The sequence below is a fragment of the Microbacterium sp. 18062 genome (assembly GCF_902706225.1).
GTDB lineage: Bacteria > Actinomycetota > Actinomycetes > Actinomycetales > Microbacteriaceae > Microbacterium.
Map to the genome: position 1 here is coordinate 1 of NZ_CACSKB010000488.1, position 422 is coordinate 422.

Genomic DNA, 422 nt, shown 5'->3' on the forward strand with positions numbered 1-422 from the left:
GGTGACGGGAACGTATGCGGATTGATGGTGATGCTGGTGTTGGCTACCAGCATCCTGTGGCTGTCCTGGGTCCTCAGCACCTCGACCGCTGCGAGGTTGCCCGAAGCGCCCGGTTTGCTCTCCACGATCGCAGGTTGCCCCAGCGACGTTCCCATTCCGGTGGCCAGATAGCGCGCGCCAGCATCCGTCAGTCCGCCGGGCGGGAACCCCACAACGAAGGAAATCGGCTTGGTAGGCCAGTCAGGCTCCGCGAATGCCGGACACGCCAGGCTCGAGAGAGCGCCGAAGGCAACGGTGGTATTGAACATGCGCCGGGTTGGGATGGTCATGGGGTTCCTCGGTAGGGATGAGACGCCGGAACGAAGCTCCTGTCATCCGGCCATGTGATTCTACCCACAATGTCATCGAATGATCTATTATGT

At 61.1% G+C, this 422-nt stretch carries 1 protein-coding gene; it reads right to left on the reverse strand.

Features of this window, described 5'->3' with window-relative positions; translation table 11 throughout:
- The coding region (locus tag GVL03_RS20855; RefSeq protein WP_306770362.1) for a tripartite tricarboxylate transporter substrate binding protein at nt 1–329 on the reverse strand (329 nt) is incomplete at its 3' end.
- Nucleotides 330–422 lie beyond the last annotated feature (93 nt).